21 protein-coding genes are annotated in these 20,319 nt (G+C 67.6%); 11 read left to right on the top strand and 10 right to left on the bottom strand.

The annotated features are described in order from the left end of the window. Positions 1–484: 484 nt before the first annotated feature. A complete protein-coding gene (locus ACIGJB_RS14920; RefSeq protein WP_483730519.1) occupies positions 485–1,387 on the bottom strand; it encodes a LysR substrate-binding domain-containing protein in 903 nt (300 codons plus the stop codon). 127 nt (positions 1,388–1,514) lie between these two features. On the opposite strand from ACIGJB_RS14920, the gene ACIGJB_RS14915 reads away from it, so the two are divergent. The 4 genes from ACIGJB_RS14915 (at position 1,515) to ACIGJB_RS14900 (ending at position 6,600) form a co-directional block, all read left to right on the top strand. Then, on the top strand, positions 1,515–3,017 hold the full coding sequence (locus ACIGJB_RS14915) for an acyl-CoA synthetase (protein ID WP_483730518.1): 1,503 nt from the start codon (positions 1,515–1,517) through the stop codon (positions 3,015–3,017). A gap of 76 nt (positions 3,018–3,093) precedes the next feature. Further along, positions 3,094–4,089 carry a Bug family tripartite tricarboxylate transporter substrate binding protein gene (locus ACIGJB_RS14910; RefSeq protein ID WP_483730517.1) on the top strand — a complete coding sequence of 332 codons (996 nt, stop codon included), beginning with the start codon at positions 3,094–3,096 and terminating at the stop codon, positions 4,087–4,089. 159 nt (positions 4,090–4,248) lie between these two features. After that, a complete protein-coding gene (locus tag ACIGJB_RS14905) occupies positions 4,249–5,745 on the top strand; it encodes a chloride channel protein (RefSeq protein ID WP_483730516.1) in 1,497 nt (498 codons plus the stop codon). A gap of 138 nt (positions 5,746–5,883) precedes the next feature. Next, positions 5,884–6,600 (top strand): hypothetical protein, encoded by a 717-nt coding sequence (locus ACIGJB_RS14900; RefSeq protein WP_483730515.1) that lies wholly within the window; start codon positions 5,884–5,886, stop codon positions 6,598–6,600. 42 nt (positions 6,601–6,642) lie between these two features. Here ACIGJB_RS14900 and dapB read toward each other — a convergent pair whose 3' ends face one another. Both dapB and ACIGJB_RS14890 read right to left on the bottom strand, forming a co-directional pair. Continuing rightward, a complete protein-coding gene (gene dapB, locus ACIGJB_RS14895; RefSeq protein ID WP_483730514.1) occupies positions 6,643–7,452 on the bottom strand; it encodes a 4-hydroxy-tetrahydrodipicolinate reductase in 810 nt (269 codons plus the stop codon). A 48-nt stretch (positions 7,453–7,500) separates the two neighbouring features. Further along, the gene (locus ACIGJB_RS14890) at positions 7,501–7,959 is read right to left on the bottom strand and encodes an Lrp/AsnC family transcriptional regulator (protein ID WP_483730513.1); all 459 of its coding nucleotides are present in this window, start codon (positions 7,957–7,959) and stop codon (positions 7,501–7,503) included. A gap of 138 nt (positions 7,960–8,097) precedes the next feature. Between ACIGJB_RS14890 and ACIGJB_RS14885 the strand changes: the two genes are divergently transcribed. The 3 genes from ACIGJB_RS14885 to ACIGJB_RS14875 all read left to right on the top strand — a co-directional run bounded on the left by ACIGJB_RS14885 (position 8,098) and on the right by ACIGJB_RS14875 (position 11,149). Beyond that, the gene (locus ACIGJB_RS14885; RefSeq protein WP_483730512.1) at positions 8,098–9,279 is read left to right on the top strand and encodes a saccharopine dehydrogenase family protein; all 1,182 of its coding nucleotides are present in this window, start codon (positions 8,098–8,100) and stop codon (positions 9,277–9,279) included. Continuing rightward, the gene (amaB, locus tag ACIGJB_RS14880) at positions 9,276–10,793 is read left to right on the top strand and encodes an L-piperidine-6-carboxylate dehydrogenase (protein ID WP_483730511.1); all 1,518 of its coding nucleotides are present in this window, start codon (positions 9,276–9,278) and stop codon (positions 10,791–10,793) included. Before ACIGJB_RS14885 ends, amaB begins: the two co-directional genes overlap by 4 nt. Before the next feature lie 143 nt (positions 10,794–10,936). Then, a complete protein-coding gene (locus tag ACIGJB_RS14875) occupies positions 10,937–11,149 on the top strand; it encodes a hypothetical protein (RefSeq protein WP_483709518.1) in 213 nt (70 codons plus the stop codon). A 21-nt stretch (positions 11,150–11,170) separates the two neighbouring features. On the opposite strand, the gene ACIGJB_RS14870 is transcribed toward ACIGJB_RS14875, so the two are convergent. The 6 genes from ACIGJB_RS14870 to hemA form a co-directional block, all read right to left on the bottom strand. Then, a complete protein-coding gene (locus ACIGJB_RS14870; RefSeq protein ID WP_483730510.1) occupies positions 11,171–11,803 on the bottom strand; it encodes a UbiX family flavin prenyltransferase in 633 nt (210 codons plus the stop codon). An 8-nt stretch (positions 11,804–11,811) separates the two neighbouring features. Next, positions 11,812–12,123, bottom strand: coding sequence for a Grx4 family monothiol glutaredoxin (grxD, locus tag ACIGJB_RS14865; RefSeq protein ID WP_483709514.1), 312 nt, complete (start codon positions 12,121–12,123; stop codon positions 11,812–11,814). A gap of 133 nt (positions 12,124–12,256) precedes the next feature. Then, positions 12,257–13,126, bottom strand: a complete 870-nt coding sequence (prmC, locus tag ACIGJB_RS14860; protein ID WP_483730509.1) for a peptide chain release factor N(5)-glutamine methyltransferase — start codon at positions 13,124–13,126, stop codon at positions 12,257–12,259. A 157-nt stretch (positions 13,127–13,283) separates the two neighbouring features. Then, entirely contained in the window at positions 13,284–13,610 is a 327-nt protein-coding gene (locus ACIGJB_RS14855; protein WP_483709511.1) for a hypothetical protein, read from the bottom strand. 194 nt (positions 13,611–13,804) lie between these two features. Then, positions 13,805–14,887: a peptide chain release factor 1 gene (gene prfA, locus ACIGJB_RS14850; protein ID WP_483709509.1), complete on the bottom strand. Its 1,083-nt coding sequence runs from the start codon at positions 14,885–14,887 to the stop codon at positions 13,805–13,807. A gap of 102 nt (positions 14,888–14,989) precedes the next feature. Continuing rightward, positions 14,990–16,294, bottom strand: a complete 1,305-nt coding sequence (gene hemA / locus ACIGJB_RS14845; RefSeq protein ID WP_483730508.1) for a glutamyl-tRNA reductase — start codon at positions 16,292–16,294, stop codon at positions 14,990–14,992. A gap of 157 nt (positions 16,295–16,451) precedes the next feature. On the opposite strand from hemA, the gene ACIGJB_RS14840 reads away from it, so the two are divergent. Then, positions 16,452–16,697, top strand: coding sequence for a GlsB/YeaQ/YmgE family stress response membrane protein (locus ACIGJB_RS14840; protein ID WP_483730507.1), 246 nt, complete (start codon positions 16,452–16,454; stop codon positions 16,695–16,697). 49 nt (positions 16,698–16,746) lie between these two features. Here ACIGJB_RS14840 and ACIGJB_RS14835 read toward each other — a convergent pair whose 3' ends face one another. Further along, positions 16,747–17,514 carry a 5'-methylthioadenosine/adenosylhomocysteine nucleosidase gene (locus ACIGJB_RS14835; protein WP_483730506.1) on the bottom strand — a complete coding sequence of 256 codons (768 nt, stop codon included), beginning with the start codon at positions 17,512–17,514 and terminating at the stop codon, positions 16,747–16,749. A 133-nt stretch (positions 17,515–17,647) separates the two neighbouring features. On the opposite strand from ACIGJB_RS14835, the gene ACIGJB_RS14830 reads away from it, so the two are divergent. From ACIGJB_RS14830 to ACIGJB_RS14820, 3 genes are read left to right on the top strand one after another with little or no spacing between them, the layout of a single operon-like run. Then, positions 17,648–18,676, top strand: a complete 1,029-nt coding sequence (locus tag ACIGJB_RS14830; RefSeq protein WP_483730505.1) for a DUF2157 domain-containing protein — start codon at positions 17,648–17,650, stop codon at positions 18,674–18,676. After that, entirely contained in the window at positions 18,673–19,797 is a 1,125-nt protein-coding gene (locus ACIGJB_RS14825; protein ID WP_483730504.1) for a DUF4401 domain-containing protein, read from the top strand. The genes ACIGJB_RS14830 and ACIGJB_RS14825 overlap by 4 nt, the downstream gene beginning before the upstream one ends. Continuing rightward, positions 19,794–20,282 (top strand): GDYXXLXY domain-containing protein, encoded by a 489-nt coding sequence (locus ACIGJB_RS14820; protein WP_483730503.1) that lies wholly within the window; start codon positions 19,794–19,796, stop codon positions 20,280–20,282. The genes ACIGJB_RS14825 and ACIGJB_RS14820 overlap by 4 nt, the downstream gene beginning before the upstream one ends. Positions 20,283–20,319: the final 37 nt, after the last annotated feature.

Below are 20,319 nucleotides of genomic sequence, written 5' to 3'. Positions count from 1 at the left end.
CTCCGCGCGGCTTTACTATCGATTTGCAAGTTCGAGGAATAATAGCTTGCAAATCGAAAGTTTGCAGTGTGTTTTATGTGGCGGGAGCGTTCATTTGTCCGATTGAATGGAAGCACCGGCATCTGCGCCGTTGATGGCCCCGACCAACCGACTACTGAGCCGCGCAGCAGCCGAAGGCGATGATGCGATATCGCCGGCAGTGTCGAGCCACGGACAGGTTCGGGGCTGGTTCAATCATTGCCGGAGAGCCTGCATACGGACGCGCTCCACGCGGCAGGCAGCGGGGCAGACTCTGAAGCGAGTACCCGCACGCAATTCTTCGCACACTACGATCAATATTCGTCCGCTAGGACAAGTAAACGCGTTTTTTGGTTACTTTTTGTCGCTCGGACAAAAAGTGACTCGCAGGCTACGCCTGCGAAACAGCGGCGCCTGCCAAGAACGATGCCCCGCAAATCCCCGAAGCTCCCCGCCTGCCCCCCTTTCACCCATTGAACACCGGCAGCTTCCCAATCTCCTCCTTCAAAAACGCAATCAGCGCCCGCGTCGCCATGGTCGGATGCCGGCTCGGCGTGGTGATGACATAGAGGCTGCTGCCGAGCCCTTCAGGTTTCCAGTCAGGCAACACCGGCACCAGTTGTCCCTGCCGCACTTCCTCCCAGCTCATATAGCGCGGCAGCAGGCTGATGCCATGGCCTTCGCGCACGGCCTGGTGCAGAAACCGGAAGTGCTCCGATTGCAGATGGGGCGTCAGTTCGACTTCCTCCCGAAGGCCGTCGCGGTTCAGGGCCAGCACGAAACGCGTGCCGTAGGGCGGACACAGGAAGTGGCAGCGCTTCAGGTCGGCTGGCACGCCCGGCGGCGCAACGCGTTCCAGATACGCGGGCGATGCGCACAACTGCCAGTCGATCGGACAGATCTCGCGTGCCACGTGATCCAGCGGCGGCGACGAAGTCACCCGCAGCGCCACGTCGATTTCCGATGCAATCAGGTCGACCACGCGGTTCGCAAAGAACACGCGCAGCGTGATCCCCGGGTAGCGCTGCGCGAACTGCAGCAGCAGCGGCGCGACGAACGCATCGCCCAGGCCCGTGGGCATGCTCACGCGCACATGGCCGCGCAGCGTCTTGCCCAGGCTGTCGATCTCGGCCTGCGCCGATGCCACCTCCTGAAGGATCCGCAGCCCATGCTGGTAGAGCGCCTGGCCCGGCTCGGTCATCTCCAGCCGGCGCGTGGTCCGGCGCAAAAGCTGGGCGCCGGCCTGCCGTTCCAGTTCGCGCAACTGGCGGCTCACCTGCGAGCGCGTCACGCCCCGGCGCCGGCCGGCCTCGGCCAGATTGCCGGCATCGACGATGTCTACAAAAGCCTCGATCAGGTTCAGGTCCATCGGGAATTGCCTGCAGGATTGTCACGTCTGGCGCAACATTGTGATTCCGGCGTGGTGAATTGTCGATGCCACGCAGCGCGGCTACAGTGGAACGCTGCCAAACAAGACAAAGCACAGGAGACCACCAATGGCGACAGACCTCTGGTTCGAAGACATGCACCGCGACGGCGCCGAACTGCTCGACCGTGGCGCCCGCCTGGCTGGCGGCCTGCGCGCCGCGGGGCTGAAGGAGGGCGACGTGGTGGCGGTGCTGCTGCGCAACGACCCGGTCTATGTCGATGTCGTCCAGGCGTGCCGCATCGGCGGCACCTATTACTGCCCGATCAACTGGCACTTCACCACCGAGGAAGTCCGCTTCCTGCTGGCCGACAGCGGTGCCCGCGCGCTCATCGTGCATGCAGGCCTGCTGGCTGCCGTGCGCGAGGCCATACCGGCAGGCATGACCGTGCTGGTCGTCGCCGACGATGCGCAGGCGTCTGACGACGGTATCGACTACGAAGCGTGGCTCGCACAGCAAGCGCCGTATGACGGCCCGCGCGTGTCTCCGCGTGGCCACATGGCCTACACCTCGGGCACCACCGGCCGTCCCAAGGGAGTGCTACGCGAGCCGGTGCCGCTTGACCAGCTCGAAGACCAGCTCGCGCGTGCGCGCTCACTGGTGCGGCAGGTCTACGGCATCGTCCCCGGCTGCCGCGTGCTGATGACGGCGCCGCTGTACCACAGCGCACCCGGTTCGTTTATCCAGAACGCGCTGCAGATGGCCGATCGGCTGGTGCTCACGCCGCGCTTCGATGCCGAGCAGGTGCTGGCCCTGGTGGAGAAGCATCGCATCGACGTGCTTTACCTTGTGCCGATCATGTACGTGCGCCTGCTCAAGCTGGCGCCCGAGGTGCGCACGCGCTACGACCTGTCGTCGATCCGCTTCGTCGCCTCGACCGGCTCGCCGTGCGCGCCGGAGGTCAAGCGCGCGATGCTGGAATGGCTCGGCCCGGTCATTCACGAAACCTATGCGTCGAGCGAGGCCGGCATGATAACGGTCGCCACGCCCGCCGATGCCGCCGCCCGCCCCGGCACCGCCGGCAAACCGGTGGACGACGCGCAACTGCGCATCCTCGATGCCGACGGCAAGCCGTGCGCGCCGGGCGAGATCGGCATGGTCTATGTGCGCCAGCCCGCCTACCCGGACTTCACTTACCGCAACAATGAGGCTGCGCGCCGCGCCATCGACCGCGACGGCCTGGTGACGCTTGGCGACATGGGCTATGTCGATGCGGATGGCTACCTGTTCATCTGCGACCGCGCGTCCGACATGGTGATCTCGGGCGGCGTGAACATCTATCCGGCCGAGATCGAGCACGAACTGGTGCGCTACCCCGGCGTGGCCGATTGCGTGGTGTTCGGCGTGCCCGACGATGAATATGGCGAGCGGCTGCTGGCCATGGTGCAGCCGATGCCGGACGCGACGATCCGCGAGGAAGACGTGATCGACTGGCTGCGCGCGCGCCTGTCGGGATTCAAAGTGCCGCGCAGCATCGTGATCGAGCCGCAGTTGCCGCGTGACGAAACCGGCAAGCTGGCCAAGCGCCGGCTGCGCGACCGGTACTGGGAAGGGCGCCAGCGGCGCGTCTGAGCGCAACGAGGCAAGGCCGCATCCATCAAAACCAGAACTAGGGCGCCCACGATGGCGCCGCCAGACAGGAGACACTATGCAAGGCAGTAAATTCGGCCGCCGGGCCTGGCGTGCCTCAACGGCAGCCGCAGTTTGTGTACTGGCAGGCGGCGCGGCGCCCGCGCTGGCCGCGTATCCCGATCACCCGATCAAGCTCGTGGTGCCGTACACCCCGGGCGGCTCGACCGACCAGTTCGGCCGCGCGATGGCCGACGGCATGTCGCGCCAGCTCGGCCAGACCGTGGTGGTGGAAAACCGCCCGGGCGCGGCCACCATGGTTGGCACCACCAGCGTGGCGCGCGCGCCGGCCGACGGCTACACCATGGTGCTGGCCACCAACGGCAGCATGGTGCTCAACCCCATGCTGTACAAGAAGATCTCCTACGATCCGCCGCGCGATTTCAAGATCTTCAGCGTCGGCGCCGAGGTACCGCTGGTAGTGGTGACCAATACCAAGGTGCCGGCCACCAACATCCGCGAATTCGCCAGCTATGCCAAGGCCAGCGGCGGCAAGCTCAACTATTCGTCGGTCGGGCTGGGCAACGCGCTGCAGCTGGCCACCGAGATGCTGAAGACCGAACTGGGCATCGAGGTCACGCATGTGCCCTACAACGGCAGCGCGCCGGCGCTGTCGGCGCTGCTCGCCAATGACACGCAGCTGATGGTGGACGTGGTCAGCACCTCGCTGCCGCACATCAAGGCCGGCAAGCTCAAGGCGCTGGCCGTCACCGGCCGCCAGCGGCTGAACGTCCTGCCCAATGTGCCGACGGTCGCCGAAGGCGGCTACCCCAACTTCCAGGCCGCCACGTGGTTCGGCCTGGCCGTGCCGGCGCAGACCCCGCCCGAGGCCGTGGCCAGGCTGCGCGCCGCGGCCGACAGCGTGCTGAAGGACCCTAAATTCCGCGCCACCTTCAGCGACCTGGGCCTGGTGGTGCAGCCGCCGCGCACGCAGGCCGAGATCGACCGCTATGTCGAAGCGGACCGCGAGCACTGGGGCAAGGTCATCAAGGCCAACAACATCACGCTGGATTGACGAACCACCGCGCGGTGGAGCGCGGGTTTGGGCGCCGGTGGCATTCGGCCGATTACCGGCGACGTGCGGTGCGCTCCGCGCTGACGGGCGTATAGTGCGACATCCAGGCACAGGCGCCCGCAATGCCGGGCGCGCAAGATGCCGCAATGTCCGCACGTCATGACAGACCCCGCCCCACACGAACCACCCAGCGCTTCCGCCGCCGCCGAGAACGCAGCATCCGTCAGCCCGGAGGCTTCGGATGTCGTCGCTGATCCCCCACCCGGCCGCGCCAATGACCGACTGACCGACGCGATCAGCCGCCGCGCCCGCCTGGCGGCCTGGCGCAAGTCGCGCCAGGCCGGACGCATCTCCCGGACCACGCTGCGCTATGCCGTTTTCATGTGCGGCGCCGGCTGCGTCGCGCTGTTCTCGCTGGTCTTCGCATGGATCGCCGAACTGGCGCTGCGCTGGAATTACCACATGACGCAGGCCACGCCATGGATCTCGTTCGTCATGCTGCCGTTCGGGCTGGCCGCACTGCGCTGGCTGACCATCCGGCTCGCGCCGCAGGCGCGCGGCAGCGGCATTCCGCAGGTGATCGCGGCCGTCACGCTGCCGCCTTCGGGGCCGGCGCAGACGCTGCTGGTGTCGTTCCGCCAGTCGATGTGGAAGGTGGTGCTGACCGCGGCCGGCCTGCTCGTCGGCGCTTCGGTCGGGCGCGAGGGGCCGTCGGTGCAGGTCGGGGCGGCGGCCATGCTGGCCTGGGGCCATTGGTGCCATGAGAAGCTGCGTTTTCGCATCGGCTTCCACCCGAATGCGCTGATCGCGGCGGGCGCCGCGGGCGGCCTGGCCGCCGCATTCAACACGCCGCTGGCCGGCGTGGTATTCGCCATCGAGGAACTTGGCCGTGGCACGGCCGTGCGCTGGGACCGGCTGGTGCTGTCCGGTGTGCTGACGGCCGGCTTCCTGTCGCTGGCCTTGCTCGGCAACAACCCGTACTTCGTCGTCAAGGTGCCCATGCTGGCGCTGCATGCCGCGTGGGGGCCGGTGATCCTGTGCGCGTTGGTGTGCGGCGTCGCGGGCGGGCTGTTTGCCAAGGCGCTGATCGGCGGCGTGCCGGGGCTGTTGCCGCAGCGCTGGCGCCACTGGCCGCCCGCGCATCCGGTGCAAGCGGCATTTTGCTGCGGTCTGGTTGTGGCGGCGCTGGGCTGGGCGACGGCCGGGGCGACGCTGGGCACGGGCTATGAGCAGGCCTCGGCGCTGATCAATGGCGAATCGCACGCCACGCTGTGGTTCGGCCTGGCCAAGCTCGCGGCTACGGTGGTGTCGTATTTCGCGGGCATTCCCGGCGGCATCTTCACGCCGGCACTGGCCATTGGCGCCGGTATCGGCGAGAACGTCGCGCATTTCATCCCCGGCATGCACGAACCGCGTTTGCTGGCGCTGGTGGCCATGGCCGCGTTCCTGGCTGGCGCTACGCAGGCGCCCATTACGGCCAGCGTGATCGTCATGGAAATGACGCGCACACAGGACCTGACCCTTTTCCTGCTGGCTGCCTCACTGCTGGCGTCGTTTATCTCGCGGCAGTTCTCGCCGCACCCGTTCTACCATTACGTTGGCCATGTCTTCCGCCGCGAGGCCCAGGCGCTGGTGCGCAAGACCCCGGCAGGCTAACCGCCCAGGCCAGGATGGGCGCACTTTGCAATGGGCGAGGTGCCCCATGCGCCATGCCCTGCGGGGTGTTATGCAGGCGGCCGGAACATCCGGCGCGCCGCGGGCTCCAACAGGGGCCTTTTTTGAGGAGTCCGGATTTTGAAATTTCCCGTTGCCAGGCTGGCTGCCGCCGGCCTGATCGGCGCCGCCACGAGCGCCTTTGCCGCCCCGGCGGCTCCCGCCCCTGCCGCCGCGGCACCGAAGCCTGCCCAGAAGGCTGCACCCGCCGGCGATAGCGCGCTCGCCCCGATGCTGAAACTGCTGGAAATCGGCAATCCGCTGCCCGCGCTGCCTGATTGTGCTGACAAGCGCACGCCCGATGGCCGCGACGTGACCGCTTTCTGCGTCGAGGTAAAGGGCGACGGCATCATGCGCCAGGTCGGCATCCCGCGCGACAAGCGGCCGGCCTTCATGGACGGCGTGCATGTCCTGGCCTTTGCGGACGGCAACGCCCTGGTCGGCGTGGTGGTCCCGACCGGTGGGGCCAATTCGCAACAGGCCGCCCTCGACAGCGTCAATGCCCTGTACGGAAAGCCGTTCCGCCAGGAGCAGGAAGACATGCGCGACAAGTCCGGCAACACGGTCAAGACCATCCATGCTGGCTGGATGCAGAAGCCGCTGACGGTCGAGCTCTACGCCATGCCGGAAGACCCCAGCACCGGCACCATCGAAATGCTGCTGCCGCGCGCCCGCGCGCTGATGGCGGACAAGGACGCGCAGGTCGCTCAGCAGCTGGCGCCTGCATCGGCGCCCGCTGCCGCGCCAAGCAAGGAAAAGAAGCCGGCGCCCAAGCCTGTCAAGCCAGGCAGCTGGTAACACGCCTGGCCTGATCCGGCCGATGCCGGCCTGTGTGCCGGCTCAGATGCCTTCCATCACCTTGTCGAGCCCGCGTACCACGCCCCGCACGGTGTGGACCTTGCGGATCGCCAGCAGCGCGCCCGACACGTAGGGCTTGGAGCCGTCGCCGGCTTCATGCTTGAGGTGCAGGCGCTGGCCGTCGGCGCCGAAGATCACTTCCACGCCGAGCTGATAGCCGGGCAGCCGCACGGCATGCACTTGCGTGCCGGACATGGTCGCGCCGCGCGTTTCACGCGGGCCGTTGACCTGGTCCACCGGTACCGCCTGCTGCGCGGCCTTGACCTCGCCGAGACGGAACGCCAGCTCGCGCACGGTGCCGGATGGCACGTCGACCTTGCCGGCCTTGGCGTAGTCGATGATCTCCCAGTGATCGAGATGGCGCGCTGCCATTTCCGCGAACTTCTGCAGCAGCACCACGGTGATGGCGAAATTGCCGCACGCCAGCACGCCGCGCTCGGCCTTGCGCGCGGCCGCGTCGATCTCGGCATAGTCATCGTCGGTCAGGCCCGACGTGCCGACCACCACGTGCGCGCCGTGCGCCAGCGCCTGCAGGATGTTGTGCTTGGCAATGGCCGGCTTGGTGTATTCCACGTAGACGTCATAGGGCGTGCTGCCCAGCGCCTCGATACTGGCCGCCGCCACGCCCGGCGTATCGGCATGGCCCGTCAGCTGCGCCAGCGGCTGCCCCGCGGCGCCGCGCGACAGGCCGGCCACCAGCGTCATGTCGGCCGCGTGCGCCACGCCGCGTGCCAGTTCGCCGCCGGCCCAGCCGGTTACGCCGCCTACGGCGACACGGATCGGATTGCTCATCGTCTTTTCTCTCCCGTTTCCTGAAGGTGGTCGCAGGAGCATACCGCGCTAGCCGGTTGCGCGTCGGCGGTCGATTTTTCTCGCCAGCACGATCGACGTTGTGGTGTGGTTCACGCCGTCGAGCATGCCGATCTCGTCGAGCAGCTGGTCGAGCCGCGCGTGGGTATCGCAGCGGATCACCGCCATGTAGTCCACCGGGCCGCTGACCGAACTCAGTTCCTCGATTTCCGGCAAGCGCTGCAAGGCCCGCACGATGGCCGGGCCGGCCTTGGGCTGCACCGACAGCCCGCAGAACGCCTGGATGGCGTTGTCGCCCATCTCGCGCCCCAACCGCACGCCATACCCGGCCACCACGCCGAGACGTTCCAGCCGCGCGATGCGCGCCACCACCGTGGTGCGTGCGATACCCAGATGCCGCGCCAGGTTGGCCGCACTTTCGCGCGCGTTGGCCTGCAGCAGCGCCAGCAGGTGCCGGTCGGTCTGGTCGAGCTTGTCGGAATCAGCCATATTGTCGAAATTCGTCGTCGTTTCGTTTGATTATGGAGGACATTCGTCGAACTCATGCCTTCTTTCTGTTGTGCGTGCTGACCATACTTCAATCAGGCATCGACAACGCACCAACAGGCTTGGACAGAGGAGGACACCATGCAGCCATCTACCCTTGGCCGCGGCTCGCCGCGGGACCTGACCCGGGCCAAAGGCACCTTGCAAGTCGTGGTACTGGGGGCCGGCAAGATCGGCCGCACCATTGCCGCGATGCTTCACGACAGCGGCGACTACCGTGTGAGCCTGGTCGATAACGATGCGCGCCACCTTGATGGCCTGCCGCGCGCCATCACCGTACGCGCCGGCGATCCGACCGAGCCTGGCACCTGTGCCGCACTGCTGGCGGGCGCCGACGCGGTCCTCAACGCGTTGCCGTTCCACGCCGCGGTGAGCGTCGCCACGGTGGCCGCGCGGCTGGGCGTGCACTACTTCGACCTGACCGAGGACGTGGCCGCTACGCAGGCCATCCGGCAACTCGCACAGAATGCGCGTTCGGTACTGATGCCGCAGTGCGGCCTGGCGCCCGGCTTTATCGGCGTGGTCGGCAATGACCTGGCGCAGCGCTTCGTGCGCGGCGGCGGCGAGCTGCTGGACCTGCAGATGCGCGTTGGCGCGCTGCCGCGCTACCCGAGCAATGCGCTCAAGTACAACCTGACCTGGAGCACCGAAGGGCTGATCAACGAGTACTGCAATCCGTGCGAGGCGATCGTCGATGGCCGCCGCGTCGAACTGCCGGCGCTCGAAGGGCTGGAAAGCTTTGCGCTGGACGGCATCGAGTACGAGGCCTTTAATACCTCAGGCGGGCTTGGCACGCTGCCGGAAACGCTGGCGGGCCGCGCGCGCAATGTCGACTACAAATCCATCCGCTACCCGGGCCACTGCGCGCTGATGAAGCTGCTGCTCAACGACCTGCGCCTGCGCGAGCGGCGCGGCTGGCTGCGCGAGATCTTCGACCGGGCGATTCCGGTCACGGAGCAGGACGTGGTCATCATCTTCGCCACCGCGACCGGCTATCCGGCAGGCGGCGAGCGCGGGCGCGGGCCGTTGACGCAGGCTTCGTTCTCCGCGCGCATCGGTGGCGTGGATGGCCCGGCCGGGCACGTCAATGCCATCCAGCTGACGACGGCCGCGGCCATCTGCACGGCGCTGGACCTGGTGGCCAGCGGCGGGCTGCCGCAGTCCGGTTTCGTGCGGCAGGAAGCCGTGCCGCTCGCGGCGTTCCTGGCCAACCGTTTTGGCCGCCATTACAAGCAGCACCCACTGCAGGAGTTGACCGTATGAAAGCGCAAGAGATCGCGGCGTGCTGGCAGTCGATGGGATTGCCCCGGCCATGGAGCGACGGCACGCCGGCTGGCACGGTCATCGTGCGTTCGCCTGTCGATGGCGAAGCCTTCGGCCACGTTCCGGCCTGCACGCCGGCCCAGGCCGACGCGCTGATTGCACGCGCGCACGAGGCGCAAAGCGGCTGGGCATTGGTGCCCCCGCCAGTGCGCGGCGAAATCGTGCGGCGCTTCGGCGAGGTGCTGCGCGAACACAAGATGGCGCTGGGCCGGCTGGTGTCGCTGGAATCGGGCAAGATCCTGCAGGAAGGGCTGGGCGAAGTGCAGGAGATGATCGATATCTGCGACTTCGCGGTCGGGCTGTCGCGGCAACTGCATGGGCTGACGATCGCGTCGGAACGCCCGCAGCATGCAATGCGAGAGACCTGGCATCCGTACGGCCTGTGCGGCGTGATATCGGCCTTCAATTTCCCGGTGGCGGTGTGGGCGTGGAATGCGGCGCTCGCGCTAGTGTGCGGCAACGCGGTACTGTGGAAGCCGTCGGAAAAGACCACGCTGTGCGCGCTCGCCGCGCATGGCCTGTTCGAGCGCGTGCTGGCTGCCACTGCGCCACAGCATGCGGGCATATCGGCCGTATTGCCGGGCGGCCGCATGATCGGCACGCACCTGGTCGGGCATCCGGCGGTGCGCCTGGTCAGCGCGACCGGCTCCACGCGCATGGGCCGCGAGGTCGGCGTGGCATGTGCCCAGCATTTCAAGCGCAGCATCCTGGAGCTGGGCGGCAACAACGCGGCCATCGTGACGCGCTCGGCCGATATCGAGCTGGCCGTGCGTGCCATCACGTTCGCGGCGGCCGGCACGGCGGGGCAGCGCTGCACCACGCTGCGCCGCTGCTTCGTCCATGCCGACTTGATGGACACATTAACGAGCCGCCTCGTCACGGTGTTCGACCGCCTGCCGGTCGGCGATCCGCTCGAAGACGGCACGCTGCTGGGCCCACTGATCGATACCGCGGCGGCCGATGCCATGGCCAACGCCATGGCCAGTTGCCGCGCACAGGGCAGTATCGTCACGGGCGGCGAACGGCTGCTGGCCGACCGCTTCCCGCATGCCAGCTACGTGCGCCCGGCCCTGGTCATGACCGAAACGCAGCACGACACCATGCTGACCGAGACCTTCGCGCCGATCCTGTACCTGATGCCCTACACCTCGCTCGACGAGGCCATCGCGCTGAACAACGCGGCGGCGCACGGGCTGTCGTCGTGCATCTTCACGGAGTCGCTGCGCGAGGCCGAGTACTTCCTGTCATCGGCGGGCAGCGACTGCGGTATCGCCAACGTTAATATCGGCACCAGCGGGGCCGAGATCGGCGGCGCATTCGGCGGCGAGAAGGCGACCGGCGGGGGCCGCGAGTCGGGATCGGATGCGTGGAAGGGCTATATGCGGCGGGCCACCAACACCATCAACTACGGGGATACCTTGCCGCTGGCACAGGGCATCCGATTCGAGATCTGAGTCACAACCGAGCGGTTTTACGTTCATCCAATCGTTGCGAATCGTAACAAGGGTTACAGCGCCTTGACGCTGTATTACGGGAGTGCCCCGTATAACGTTTCCAGGGCAGGCACATGCCCGGAAGCGACCCCAAGGAAAAAACGATGAGAACAGTAACGATTGGACTGGCCGCAGCGGCCGCCGCCACAGCCTTGCTGGGCGGGTGTGCGGTGTATCCGTATCCGGCCGGCCCCGGCCCCGCTGTCGCGGTGGCGCCGGCGCCCGTCTATGTCGGCCCGCCGGCGGTGGTGGTGTCGCCGCGGCCGTACTACGGCTATGGCGGATATGGCTACTACGGCCGGCGCCACTACTGGTAAGCCGGCACCGGAGGGGGCGGCTCAGTTGCCGCCGTCTCCGGCCTTGCCGTAGCCGCCGTTCAGGCCCGGCCAACTCGGGACCAGGGTCTGAGCGATATCGGGCAGGTCGACCAGGTCGAGCACGCGGCCCACAGTGTGGTCGACCAGCTCGGCAATGCTTTGAGGCTTCTGGTAGAAGCCGGGCACGGGCGGAAAGACGATGCCGCCCATCTCCGTCACGGCCGTCATATTGCGCAGGTGCGCCAGGTTCAGCGGCGTCTCCCGCACCATCAGCACCAGCCGGCGACGCTCCTTCAGCGTAACGTCGGCTGCGCGCGTGATGAGATTGTCTGACAGGCCGTGGGCAATCGCGGCCAGCGTGCGCATCGAGCACGGGGCCACCACCATGGCATGCGCGTGGAACGAGCCGCTGGCAATGGTCGCGCCGATATCGCGCACGTTGTGGACGACATCGGCCATGGCTTCCACCTCGGCGCGGCTGATCTCCAGCTCGTGCTGGAGGTTCATCACGCCCGCCGGGGAAATCAGCAGGTGGGTTTCCACCGTCGGCACCTCGCGTAGCACCTGCAAGAGGCGCACGCCATAGATGGCGCCGGTGGCGCCCGTGATGGCGACGATCAGCCGTTGCGGCACGGCGCCGCCGGTCACGGGCATGGCAAGCCTCAACCCTTGAGCAGGGTCTGGAGTTCGCCGTTCTGGTACATCTCCATCATGATGTCCGAGCCGCCGATGAACTCGCCGTTCACGTAGAGCTGCGGGATGGTCGGCCAGCTGGCGTATTCCTTGATGCCCTGGCGGATGCCTTCATCTTCCAGCACGTTGACCGTGGCCGGCGCATCCACGCCGCAGGCCTTCAGGATCTGGATGGCGCGGCCGGAAAAGCCGCACATCGGGAACTGCGCGGTGCCCTTCATAAACAGGACCACCGGGTTGCCCTTGACGATCTGGTCGATCTTTTGTTGCACGTCACTCATGATTGCTTTGTCGGTTGAGGTGGCGCCTGCCTTTCCGGAGCCACCGGGTGTCGAAGGACGCACGGGGATGCCGCGCGACGGTGATCTGACTGCAAATTTTACCGGATTCGCCGCCGGCCTTCAGGCGGCCCCATCATGCGGCTCCCGGACGGCGTCCGCCGGTGCAGCGTTCCTGACCGGCCAGGTCGCGCGCGGTGAAAACTTCGGTGAACCCGGCACGTTCCAGCAGCGTCTGCGTGGCCTTGGCCTGGTCGTAGCCATGCTCCATCAGGAGCCATCCGCCCGGCAGAAGCCGCCCGTGCCCGCCGGCGATGATCGCGGCCAGGTCCGACATGCCATCCTTGTGGTCGGTCAGTGCGTCGATCGGCTCGAAGCGCAGGTCGCCTTCCACCAGGTGTGGGTCGCCTTCCGCAATATACGGCGGGTTGCTGACGATCAGGTGGAAACGCAGCTCGGGCGGCAAGGCGGCGTACCAGTCCGAAACCAGGAACTGGATGCCGTCTGCACCGAGTGCGCAGGCGTTGTCCTGCGCCACCATCAAGGCGCCCGGTGAAATGTCGGTCGCCCACACCTCGGCATCGGTGCGTTCGCGCGCTATGGTCACGGCCAGGATGCCCGAACCCGTGCCCAGGTCCAGCACGCGCGGGCGTTGCACGCCGGCCAGCCGCGCGAGTGACGATTCCGCGGCGATTTCCGTGTCAGGGCGCGGGATCAGTACATCGGGCGTCACACGGAAGTTGCGGCCGAAGAATTCGCGCTCGCCGATCAGGTAGGCCATCGGCTCGCCGGCCAGGCGGCGCGCCAGCAGCGTGGCAAAGGCATCACGCTGGGGCAGGGTCAGCGTGTCGCCGTCACGGGTGATCAGTTGGGTGCGGGTCAGCCCGGTGACGTGCGTCAGCAGCATCCGCGCTTCCAGCGTGGGCAAGCCAGCCATGGCGGCCAGCGTCTGCGCTTCGCGCACGGTGGGAGTAGCCGGCAAGGCGCCGGACAGGGCAGGGGACATCGGCAATGCGGGAACGGAAGCGCCGGCGGCGACACGCCGGCCGAAAATAAAAACCCCGCCGGGCGTTGGCCTGGCGGGGCTTTCGGCGGGTCTACCAGCTAGGGAGGCAGTGTAGCGCCGAACTCCTGGCGGCTGGTGAGAATCCCCGTAGCGGTCATTACTTATTGACGGCGTCCTTGGCCTTGTCGGCGCCCTCGTTGACGGCGTCCTTGGCGGCTTCCTTGGCATGTTCCATGGCGTTGCCAGCGTCGGTCTTGGCTTTGTCGGCGGCGGCCGAGACATCGGCGGCGGCATTGCTGGCCGCGGCCTTGGCGGCATCGGCGGCGTTGCTGGCGGCTGCGGCGGCATCGCTGGCGGCGGCCTTGGCCGATTCCGCGGCGCTTTGCATGGCGCTATCGGCGCTCGGCGTGGCCGGCGCTTCTTCCTTCTTGCTGCAGGCGGCCATGGCCGCGGTGATCATCAACAGCGCGAGCAGTTTCTTCATGATTTCGTCCTTTATGTCCGTGCGTCAGAGAGACAGTTGCCGGCAGCTTCTTCTGTCGCCGGTCGAAATCGATTATAGACAGCGCCCTTTCGCCCGCCAGTGCTGTTTCAAGCATTTACAACAGATACAAAGCTTTGACCGCAGTTGAGCGGGGATCCTGCCAAGTCGCCGTGGGGCGCCGGAGCACGTGACGCTCAGGCGTCATCGCCGAGCGCTGCCAGCTGGTCGGCCTGGTGTTCCGCTGCGAGCGCGGAGACCAGTTCCTCCAGGTCGCCGTCCATGATCATGTCGATCTTGTAGAGCGTGAGGTTGATGCGGTGGTCGGTCACGCGCCCCTGCGGGAAGTTGTACGTGCGGATACGGTCGCTGCGGTCGCCCGTGCCGATCAGGTTGCGGCGCGTGCTGGCTTCCTTGGCCTGCGCGGCGCGCGTCTGCTGGTCCTTGATGCGCGCCGCCAGGACCTTCATGGCCTTGTCCTTGTTGCGGTGCTGGCTGCGATCGTCCTGGCACTCGACCACGATGCCGGTCGGGATATGCGTGAGGCGCACCGCCGAGTCGGTCTTGTTGACGTGCTGGCCGCCGGCGCCCGACGCGCGGAACGTATCGATGCGCAAGTCGGACGGGTTGATTTCCACTTCGCCCACTTCGTCGGCCTCGGGCATCACCGCCACCGTGCAGGCCGAGGTATGGATGCGGCCCTGCGCCTCGGTGGCCGGTACGCGCTGCACGCGGTGGCCGCCGGATTCGAACTTCAGGCGCGAGAACGCGGCATCGCCGGCAATGCGCACGATCACTTCCTTGTAGCCGCCCAGGTCCGATTCGGACTCGCTCATGATCTCCACCTGCCAGCGCTGGCGTTCGGCAAAGCGCGTGTACATGCGCAGCAGGTCGCCCGCGAACAGCGCGCTTTCCTCGCCGCCGGCGCCGGCGCGGATTTCCAGCAGCAGGTTGCGGTCGTCGTTGGGGTCCCTGGGCAGCAGCAGCTTCTGCAGGCTGGCTTCCAGCGTCTCCAGGCGCTCGCGCGCGCTGGCGATCTCGTCGGCCGCGAAATCCTTCATCTCCGGATCGTCGAGCAGCGCCTGCGCGGTGGCCAGGTCGTCTTGCGCCTGGCGATACAGGCCATATTGCTCGGCCACCGGCGACAGTTCGGCATGCTCGCGGCTGAGCTTGCGGTACTGGTCGATCTTTGCGGTCGCGTCTTCGCGGGCAAGCAGGGCGTTGACTTCATCGAGTCGCTCGGCCAGTTGGTCGAGCTTGGCAAGCATGCTGGCTTTCATGGGAATCCGGTGGGGAAGGCGGAAGAGCCGGGGCGCGATTGTTACAGCGCGGGCGGCGAATTGCCGGCGCGCAGGGCGCGCGGGCGCAGCGGTCGGGCGCGGCTAGCGCTCGGAGTGGCTGCTGTGGCGGAACAGGCCGGGCACCAGGCGCACCAGCGCCTCGCGATCCTCGCCCTGCAGGTGGTTCAGCGCATGGGTCGGGCCATGCAGGAACTTGCGCGTCAGCGCGCCCGACAGGGCTTCGAGCACGGCTTCCGGGTCGTCGCCGCGCGCAAGCATGCGGCGGGCACGGTCCAGTTCGGCCTGGCGGATCGATTCGCCGGCGGTCTGCAGTTCGCGGATGACCGGCACCACGCTGCGCGTTTCCAGCCAGTGCATGAAGTTCTGCACGCGGCTTTCGATGATGGCTTCGGCCTGCGCCACGGCGGCCTGGCGCAGCGCATTGCCTTCGCGCACGACGGCGCCGAGGTCGTCCACGGTATAGAGAAAGACGTCGTCCAGGCGCGCGACTTCGGGTTCCACGTCACGCGGCACGGCAAGGTCGACCATCATGATCGGGCGGTGCTTGCGGCGCTTGACCGCGCGCTCCACCGCGCCCAGGCCAATGATCGGCAATGAACTGGCGGTGCAGGACACCACGATATCGAACTCATGGAGCCGGTCGCCCAGTTCCTGCAGGCGGATCGCCTGCGTGGTCAGGCCCTGTTCGGCGAGCTGTTCGGCGAGCTTCTCGCCGCGTTCGACCGTGCGGTTGGCCACCACGATCTGGCGCGGCTGCTGCGCGGCGAAGTGCGTCGCGCACAGCTCGATCATCTCGCCGGCGCCGATGAACAGCACGCGCTGCGTCGAGATGCTCTCAAAAATCCGTTGCGCCAGGCGCACGGCCGCGGCGGCCATCGACACCGAATGCGCGCCGATCTCGGTCTGGCCGCGGACTTCCTTGGCCACCGCGAAGGTGCGCTGGAACAGCTGGTTCAGGTAGGTGCCCAGCGAGCCGGCCTCGCCGGCGGTGCGCACCGCGTCCTTGAGCTGGCCCAGGATCTGGGTTTCGCCGAGCACCATCGAATCGAGCCCGCTGGCGACGCGGAACGCGTGGCGCACGGCCTCGGACTGCGGCAGCGAATACAGGTGCGGCGCCAGGTCGGATGCCGGCACGTTGTGGTGCTGCGACAGCCACCGCAGCGTATGCTCGAAACCCTCCGCACCCGGCTTGAGGATGTCGGTCGCGCAGTAGATTTCGGTGCGGTTGCAGGTGGAGAGAATGGCGGCTTCGGTACCGTTGCGACCTGCCAAGTGGCTTTGCAGCGCCCCAAGTGCCGGTTTGATCTGCTCAAGCGGAAACGCCACCCGTTCGCGCAGCGAAACTGGTGCCGTCGTATGGTTGATGCCGATCGCGAGCAGTTGCATTTGTAGGGACTGGTACCGGGTGCGCAGCAAGTGCGGCCCGATTGCCATTATAACGTTGGGATCGGAACTTGCAGGCCGCACAGGATCAAAGCCGCCGGCGCGGTATCGTTACGCCGGAATCGCCGGACTGTGGTTCCGGAGACACACGGGAGTCAGGATGCTGGGCACGTTGATCGTCGGATTGCTGGTGGGACTGGCCGCGCGCCAGATGCATCCCTCGGGCAAGGTCGTTTCCCTGCCGGCCGCGCTGGTACTGGGCATGGCGGGCGCGGCGACGGCTTTCTATGGCGGGCGCGCGCTGCATCTGTTCATCGACGGGCAGATGAGCGGATGGCTGGCGGCGATCGTGGGCGCCTCGCTGCTGGTCGGACTCTGGGGCACGTTGCGGCCCCGCCACGGGTAAGGTCAGAACTGACGATCCAGTGCGGAATCGACGCCGCCCGGGATGCGGATCAGGCGCGCGCGGCCAGGAAGCGGCGCAGGATGCCGTCCGAATAGTGGCTCGCCACGTCCTTCAGGAATGCCGGAAAGTCGACATGGGCGCTGTCATCGGCGCGGTCCGAGATCGTCCGCATGACCGCGTACCGCACGCCGTATTCATGGCAGACCTGCGCCACGGCGGCGCCTTCCATTTCCACGGCCAGCAGTTCGGGCAAGCATTCGCGCAGCCCGGCGACAGCGCTGGCCGCGTTGATGAACTGGTCTCCGCTGGCAATCAATCCCGACTGAAGTGACGGCGTGCCGATGCCGAAACGCTCGCGCACGGCGGGCGGTACCTCGGTGGGCAGGTCCTCGCGCAGGAAACTGTCCGCTGCGGCGCGCAGGGCTTCGGTCAGGTCGGCATCGGCGGGAAAGCGCGAGCGGTCCAGCAGCGGCACTTCATGGCGCGGGAACAGCGGACGGGCATCCAGGTCGTGTTGCATGGTCTCGCTGGCAATGACGATGTCGCCGACCCGCACGCCGTCGCCCACGCCGCCGGCCAGGCCGGTGAAGACGATCTCGTCTACGCCGAACTCGCGCACAAGCGTCACCGTGGTGGCGGCCGCGGCGACTTTGCCGACGCGCGCCAATACCAGCACACAGGCCTGTCCGTGCAGGTGGCCAACGTGGTAGTCACGCATGCCGATACGGTGGATGGTCGCGCGCGCGTCTTCATGGCGCATGGCTGCGACCAGGCTGTCGACTTCATCGTGCAGCGCGGCGAGGATGCCGAGGGTCATGGGGGCGTGTCCCAAACGAAAGGCCAAAGGATACCGGCAGCCAGGGCCCGGGCATAGGCCGCCTTGACGAGTCCACGTGCGGCGGCAGCGGCGCTTTGCTAGAGTCATTCCATTCCGACTCCGGGACACGCGCATGACCCTCTCATCGACACCGGCAACCGGCCAACGCCGCGCCATCCGCCAGGCGCTGGCCGACTGGCGCGCGGAGGGCCGGCTGGCAGCCGGCAGCGTGGCGCGGCCCTGGGCGCGCACCGAGCCTGGGGCAGCCGACTGGCGCCGCTGGCTGGATCACGGCCTGCTGGCGCTGGGCACGGTGCTGCTGTGCGCAGGCGTCATCGTCTTCTTCGCCTTCAACTGGCAGGACCTGCACAAGTTCGCGAAATTCGCGGTGCTGGCCGCGGCCATCAGCCTGCTGGCCGGGTTCGCGCTGTGCCGGCCGTCCCCCGACATGGCCGGACGTGCCGCGCTGGGCGGTGCGCAGGTACTGGCCGGCGTACTGCTGGCCGTGATCGGCCAGACCTACCAGACCGGGGCCGATGCCTGGCAACTGTTCGCGCTGTGGACGCTGCTGTCCGTGCCATGGGCGCTTGCGGCGCGCGCGGCGCCGCACTGGTGGCTGGTGATCGTGATCGGCAACGTCGCGCTGCTGCGCTATTTCAGCGTGCGGCTCGGCGTCGGCGGGATGTTCGAACTGCTGTTCGATGCGCGACATGCACGCGTCACGACCTTACTGTTGCTCGGTGCGGTCATGCTGCAGCTGGCGCTATGGGCGTGGCTATGTGGGAATGCCGCCTCGCTGGGCTTCCGGGGCCAGGCCGGGGCACGCATCCTGGCTGCATTGGCCTGCTTTCATGCTGGCTTCGCGGGCCTTTCCTCGCTGTTCGATAACCGTCCCGACCTGTCGGCCTTCGGGCTTGCGGCCATCGCGCTGCTGGCGCTGGGCTGGTGGTTCCGGCAGCGCGCCTTCGACATCGTGGTGCTGAGCCTGGCGAGCCTGACCGGCATCGTCCTGGTCGTTGCCGCGGTCGGCCGGCTGCTGCTTGAGGGCAAGGCCGATTTCGGTGCCTTCCTGCTGCTCGGCCTGATTACCGTAGGCATGGCCGCCGGTGCGGCTGCCTGGCTGATGCGGGCGTACCGCGCGCAAGCCGTGGAGCTGACATGACCCATTCCATCCAGACCGAACAGGCCTTGTGGCGCGAGCTGGCCGCGCGTGGCGAGGTGCAGGGCGACCCTGTCGCCCGCGTGCGCACCCCCTGGGCCGTTCGTGCCCTGATGGGCGCGGCCGGGTGGCTGGGCGCGCTGTTCTTCCAGATGTTCTTCCTCGGCGCGGTCTTCGTCGCCGTGCGCGAGAACGCGGGCGCGATCGCGCTGACGGGCCTCGCCATGATTGTCCTGGCGGCCGTGCTGTACCGGCGCGGCGGCGGGGGGATCGCGCTTGGGCAGTTCGCGCTGGCCGTGAGCCTCAGTGGCCAGGGCATGGTGATCTATGGCGTCGCCGAGTCGCTCGGCGGCGCGCGGCTGATCGAGACGGCCGCTTTTTGGCTCGGCCTGGCCGCGTTCGAGGCGGCGCTGTACGCGCTGGTGCAGAACCGGCTGCACCGCTTCCTGTCCGCGCTGGGCGTGTGGATCGGACTGGCGGTCGCCGTGCATATCGCGCTGACGGTTTCGGAGCGCCACGCATGGCTGGCCATTCCGTGGTCGCTGGGCTGGCTGGCGCCGGCCGCGTGCGCGCTCGCAGTGTGGTTCACGACCGCCGAGGAGCGCCTGTGCGCCGCAGGCCGGCACGGCGCGTTCGAGCCCGCGATGGACGCCACGCTGCTGTTCGCGCTGGGCGCGGCGCTGGTGGTGACAGGCGCCACCCATCCGCTGGCCTGGCTCCAGCTCCAGGAAACCGTGCCGCTGTTTGCCAGGGCGCGCTGGCTGCCGGGCCTGCTGGTCGGCGTGGTGCTGGTCGGCTTTGCGTTGCTGGAGTGCCGGCGTCTGGCACTTTCCTTTCCGGCTGTCGTCGCCGTGGTCGCCGGGACTGCGGCATTCAGTGTCCTGATGGCCGCCGCGCCTGCCGTGGGGGCTGGTGCGCTGGCGTTTGGACTGGCACTGCGGCGAGACTCGCTGCCATGGCTGGGCCTTGGCATCGCCGCCATCGCCATCGGCTTCATCTGGTACTACAGCTCGCTGCACTGGACGCTGCTGGCCAAGTCCATCACGCTGGCCGCGGCCGGCGTCATCCTGATAGCGTTGCGTCACTGGCTGCTGCATGCCGTGCCGGCAAAGGAGGTCGCATGAAACGCTGGATCATGATTGCCTGGGCGTTGACGCTGGCCTTGGCCGCGGTGGGGATCGCGGGCAAGGAGAAACTGCTGGCGCGCGGGGACACCGTCTATCTCCGCCTGGCACCGGTCGATCCTCGCTCGCTGATGCAGGGGGACTACATGGCCCTGAACTTCGCCATCGGCGCCCCCATCCGTGCCGCGCAGCAGCCCGAGCGGCGCGACGGCGTCGCCGTCATCAGGCTCGATGCAAACGGCGTGGCCTCCTTCATCCGGTTGCACGGGGATGAGCCGCTGGCATCCGGCGAACGGCTGCTGCGCTTCCAGACGGTCGAGTCGCGGTGGGGCGGCCGGCAGGTGCAGGTGTCGACCGATGCTTATTTCTTCCAGGAAGGTCAGGGCGGGCGCTTCGAGAAGGCGCGCTATGGGGAGTTCCGGGTGGATGGGAGCGGGCAGGCGTTGCTGGTGGGGTTGAGCGGGGAGGGGATGGAACGGTTGTGAAGCTCCCGGTCCCGCCACATCAAACGGAATGCAGCCG

This window comes from Cupriavidus sp. C2SS-8b, assembly GCF_057073745.1.
The sequence above is the reverse complement of the archived record's forward strand: the minus strand, read 5'-3'. Positions and strand labels throughout refer to the sequence as shown.